Below are 4,763 nucleotides of genomic sequence, written 5' to 3'. Positions count from 1 at the left end.
GGTCGGGGTGACAGGATTTGAACCTGCGGCCTCGTCGTCCCGAACGACGCGCGCTACCAAGCTGCGCCACACCCCGCGGTGCCTGCCGAGTCTAGCGCCCGGTTCCCCGCGGTCTCGTCGCGGGTCAGCGCTCGCGGGCGGTCAGGGTGAGCAGCGTCGCCTCCGGCGGGCAGGCGAAGCGGAACGGCGCGTACGGGCTCGTGCCCAGCCCGGCCGAGACGTGCAGCCAGGTGCCGGTGGGCCGCTCCGGGGTCGGCTCGGCCCAGCGGTGCAGCCACCGGACCCGGTCGCGGTCGATCCCGCAGTTGGTGACCAGGGCGCCGTAGAAGGGGACGCGCAGCTGCCCGCCGTGCGTGTGGCCGCACAGCAGCAGGTCGTAGCCGTCGGCGGCGAAGCGGTCCAGCACCCGCGGCTCCGGGGAGTGCGCCAGTCCGATCCGCACGTCGGCGGCCGGGTCCGCGGGCCCGGCGACGACGTCGTAGCGGTCGCGCTTGAGGTGGGAGTCGTCGACGCCGGCGAGGGCGATCCGCCGTCCCCCGACGGTCAGCTCACCGGCCGCGTTGGTGAGGTCCAGCCAGCCCCGGTCGCGCATCCCGTCGCGCAGGTCGCGCCAGGGCAGCTCGTTGCCGTGCACCCGCTTGTGGTCGGGCCAGAAGTACTTCAGCGGGTTCTTCGGCCGCGGCGCGTAGTAGTCGTTGCTGGCCAGGACGAAGGCTCCCGGCCGGTTCATCAGGGGGTCCAGCGCGCGCAGCGTCCCCGGGACGGCGTCGAACCCGGCCAGGTTGTCGCCGGTGTTGATCACCAGGTCCGGCTCGAGCGCGGCGAGGCCGGCCACCCACTCCTGCTTCGAGCGCTGACCGGCGGTCATGTGCAGGTCGGAGATCTGCAGGACCGTCAGGGGTGCCGAGCCCGGGGCCAGCACGGGGACGTCGAAGCGCCGCAGCGTCCAGCGGGTGCGCTCGTAGAGGCTCGCGTAGGCGGTCACGGCCGCGCCGCTGGTGACGGCGGCGGCGGGGAGAGCGGTGTACCAGCGCACGATGAGCCAGCCTACGGGCCCACCGCCGTCGTCCTCCGTGTCAGGCTGGGGGAGTGCCCCCTTTGAAGGAACAGCTGCGCGCCGACCTGACCACCGCGATGAAGGCCCGCGACGAGCTGCGGACGGCGACCCTGCGCATGGTGCTCACCGCGGTCAGCGCGGAGGAGGTCTCCGGCAAGGAGGCCCGCGAGCTCAGCGACGACGAGGTGCAGGCCGTGCTCCGCCGCGAGGCGAAGAAGCGCCGCGAGGCCGCCGACGCGTTCGCCGGGGCCGGCCGGGCCGAGCAGGCCCGGCGGGAGCAGGCCGAGGGCGAGGTGCTCGCGGGCTACCTGCCGGCGCAGCTCGAGGACGCCGACCTGGCGGCGATCGTGGCCGACGCCATCACCCGCACCGGTGCCTCCGGCCTGAAGGACATGGGCACGGTGATGGGTGCGGCCAAGGGCGTCGTGGCCGGCCGGGCCGACGGCTCCCGCGTGGCCGCAGAGGTCCGCCGCCAGCTGGGTTAGTCGTCCTCGTCGTCGAAGAAGGGGTCGTCGAAGGGGTCCCCGCCCTCGTTCCCACGGCCTTCACCCTGGCCGCCGCCCTCGCCGGGGTTCGTCGGCTGCTCCTCGGTCGGAGCCGGGACGGGCGCGGGGGACGGGGCCGGCGGCGGTGGTGGGGCAGGCCGACCGCCGTTCAGCAGCCCCTCGTCGGCCGGCGGGAACGGACTCGTCGGCTTGTCGGCCAGGAAGGGGGCCATCGCGTTGCGCCAGATGGTCGCCGGCATGTTGCCGCCGAAGCCGCCGACGTCCTGCTTCGTCTTCGGGTTGAAGACCATGACGCTGGCCGCGTACTCGGGCATGAAGCCGACGAAGGCGACGGAGTCCCTGCCCTGCGCGGTCCCGGTCTTGCCGGCGATCTCGTGGCCGGCGATGGCCGCCCGGGTGCCGGTGCCCTCCGGGTTGGCGACGTCGCCCACGAGGATCTTGCTCAGCGTGTTGGCGATCGCCGGCGGGACGGACTCCGGCGTGCAGTTGTCGTTCTTCACGAGCGGCTGGCCGTCGTCCCCGGTGAGCGGCTGACCGGCGCGGTCGAGGATCTGCACCACCGGCGTCGGCGTGCACCGCGTGCCCTGGGCACCCAGCGTGGCGTAGGCGTTCGCGAGGTCGAGGGGGCTGGTCGCCTCGGCGCCGAGGGTGAACGACCCCCGGTTCTCCTCGATGATCTGGTCGGCCGGGTCCTGGTTGGGCGCCTGGTCGTAGGTCATGCCCATCCGCTCGGACATGCGCACAGGTCCCTCGACGCTGCCGAGGCGGTCCTCCAGCGCGAGGAAGTAGGTGTTGGACGAGCGGATCAGCGCCCCGACCATGTCGAGGGTGTCGGGGTAGTTGCCGGCGTTGCCGATGCTGTACGGGCGGCCGCCGTTCTTGTAGACGCGCGACGTGTACGTGTTGCCCGGTGTGCTGATCGTCGTTCCGGCGCCGAGGCCCGCCTCGAGCGCGGCCGCGGCGGTGAAGACCTTGTACGTCGACCCCGCGCCCTTGCTGGCCACCGTGTTCAGGACGACGGACTCGCAGTCGGGGTCCGAGCACCCGTACCGGCGGTTGACGCTCATCGCCAGCACCTGTCCGCTGCCCGGCGCGATCGCGGTGAACACGCCGGCGAGCTCGTCGCCCATGGGCAGGGTGTTCAGCACCGCCTGGTCGCCGTGCGCCTGGAGGTCGGGGCGCAGCGTCGTCTGGATGGTGTAGCCGCCGTTGTCGATCTCCTGCGGCGAGAGGCCCAGGGTGCCGGTGACGTACTGCAGGGCGTAGGCGCAGAAGAAGCCACCGATCGTGGCGTCGATGCAGCCGTTCGGCGGGTCCTGACCCTCGACCACGGCGATCGGCTGCGCGGAGATCTCGGCCAGTTCCGCGTCGCTGATGTGCCCGAGGTTGTTCATCCGCGACAGCACCTGGTTGCGCCGGTTGACCGCGTTCTCGGGGTTGGTGATCGGGTCGTCCTCACCGGGGCTCTGCACCAGGCCGGCGAGCACGGCGGCCTGGGGGAGGGTGAGATCGGCGGCGTTGACGCTGAAGTACTTCTGGGCGGCGGCCTGGATGCCGTAGGCGCCGCGGCCGAAGTACACGATGTTCAGGTAGCGCGTGAGGATCTCGTCCTTGTCGTACGTCTCCTCGAGCGCCAGGGCCAGCCGCGCCTCGCGCAGCTTGCGGGACAGCCCGGACACGCCCTCCTGCTCCACGGCCGCGTTGCGCTCGTCGGCCGACGTCGCCGTCTGCAGCAGGGTCTGCTTGACCAGCTGCTGGGTGATCGTCGAGCCACCCTCCCGCACCGAGCCGGCCGCCACGTTGGTGACCAGGGCGCGGAACGTGCCCTCCACGTCGAGGCCGTTGTGGTCGTAGAAGCGCGAGTCCTCGATGTCGACGAGCGCCTGCTTCATGACGTCGGAGATCTCGTCGGCCCGGACCGGCGTGCGGTTGTTCGTGAACAGGTTCGTGATCAGCGAGCCGTCGGCCGCGAGCACCTTGCTGTTGCCGGCCGGGGTCTCGTCGGTGAGCTCGACCGGGAGGGCGTCGAGCAGCGATGCGGAGTTCCGGGCCACGAGCCCCGTGCCCCCGACCCAGGGCAGCAGGAGACCGGCGAGCAGCGCACCGGCGACGAGGATCGTCGCGGCGAGCTTCGCGAGGGTACGGGTACGGAAGGCAGCATTCTCCGACATCGTCGTCGAATGTACGTGGCCTGACGCAGGTCAGCCGCGGCGCGCGGGGAGGACGCGCGTCCTCGGCGTGCCGGTCGGCGTGTCCCCGTCCGGGCCGGTCAGCTCCTCGCCCATGACGCGCAGCCCGTCGAGGTCGTGCACGTCGCCCGCCGTCGCCGGCACGGTGCGGACGGCGACCTCCGGGTGCGCGCTGGTGAACCGGTCGGCGAGGTGCTGCTCACGGCCGGCCAGCGCCATGCGCTCGGCGTGCACGCGCAGCGCGGCCGCGGCGATCTCGGCGCCGGGACCGCCGGCGTCGGCGACCTCCTCGGCCGCGCCCTCGGCCCGGGTCGCGGACAGGACCGTGGTCGCCGGCGGGTGCGTCCGGTTGAGCACCAGGCCGGCCAGCGGCATCCCCTCGCTGGAGAGCCGGTCGACGAAGTACGAGGCCTCCCGTAGCGCGTCGGGCTCCGGCGTCGCGACGACGACGAACCAGGTGCCCGGCCGCCGGAGCAGCTCGTAGGTCGCGGTCGCCCGCTCGCGGAAGCCGCCGAACATCGTGTCCAGCGCGGCGACGAACGCGGAGATGTCGCGCAGCAGCTGCCCACCGAGGATCTTCGAGATGATCCGGCTGAAGAACATGAAGCCGGCGCTGGCGATCTTCAGGCCGGTCCGGCTCGGGGCGGTGAGCAGCCGGATCATCGTGCCGTCGAGGAAGCGGCTCATCCGGTTCGGGGCGTCCAGGAAGTCCAGCGCCGACCGGGACGGCGGGGTGTCGACGATGATCAGGTCCCACTGGTCGCTGGCCCGCAGCTGGCCGAGCTTCTCCATCGCCATGTACTCCTGCGTCCCGGAGAAGGACGACGAGAGCGCCTGGTAGAAGGGGTTGTCGAGGATCGCCTGGGCCCGCTCGGGCGTCGAGTGCGCGGCGACGACGTCGTCGAACGTCCGCTTCATGTCCAGCATCATGGCGTGCAGTTCGCCGTCGGCCCCTGCGGCCGCGTCACCAGGGATGTGGACCTGCCGCGGCTCGTTGTCCAGTTCCACCAG

The 4,763-nt window shown here is 72.4% G+C and carries 4 protein-coding genes and 1 tRNA gene; 1 reads left to right on the top strand and 4 read right to left on the bottom strand.

What is annotated here, in order from left to right:
* Nucleotides 1–2 precede the first annotated feature (2 nt).
* Nucleotides 3–76 (bottom strand) — tRNA-Pro (locus E4P40_RS26320).
* A 48-nt stretch (nt 77–124) separates the two neighbouring features.
* Nucleotides 125–1,036 (bottom strand): metallophosphoesterase, encoded by a 912-nt coding sequence (locus E4P40_RS26315; RefSeq protein ID WP_135161265.1) that lies wholly within the window; start codon nt 1,034–1,036, stop codon nt 125–127.
* Between the two features lie 53 nt (nt 1,037–1,089).
* Here E4P40_RS26315 and E4P40_RS26310 point away from each other — a divergent pair, with 53 nt between their 5' ends.
* Nucleotides 1,090–1,542, top strand: coding sequence for a GatB/YqeY domain-containing protein (locus E4P40_RS26310; RefSeq protein ID WP_135161264.1), 453 nt, complete (start codon nt 1,090–1,092; stop codon nt 1,540–1,542).
* Here the strand turns inward: E4P40_RS26310 and E4P40_RS26305 are convergent.
* The gene (locus tag E4P40_RS26305; RefSeq protein WP_135161263.1) at nt 1,539–3,734 is read right to left on the bottom strand and encodes a transglycosylase domain-containing protein; all 2,196 of its coding nucleotides are present in this window, start codon (nt 3,732–3,734) and stop codon (nt 1,539–1,541) included. The two genes, E4P40_RS26310 and E4P40_RS26305, sit on opposite strands and share 4 nt — an antisense overlap.
* Nucleotides 3,735–3,764: 30 nt before the next feature.
* Nucleotides 3,765–4,763, bottom strand: a 999-nt coding sequence (locus E4P40_RS26300; RefSeq protein ID WP_135161262.1) for an ArsA-related P-loop ATPase, incomplete at its 5' end; no start/stop codon positions are given.

It is taken from the genome of Blastococcus sp. CT_GayMR20 (assembly GCF_004570345.1).
This window is presented reverse-complemented; position numbering and strand designations above follow the sequence as displayed.

Coding starts and splice junctions, on each gene's coding strand:
- E4P40_RS26305 (WP_135161263.1), bottom strand. CDS start 3,734: ATGTCGGAGAATGCTGCCTTCCGTACCCGTACCCTCGCGAAGCTCGCC.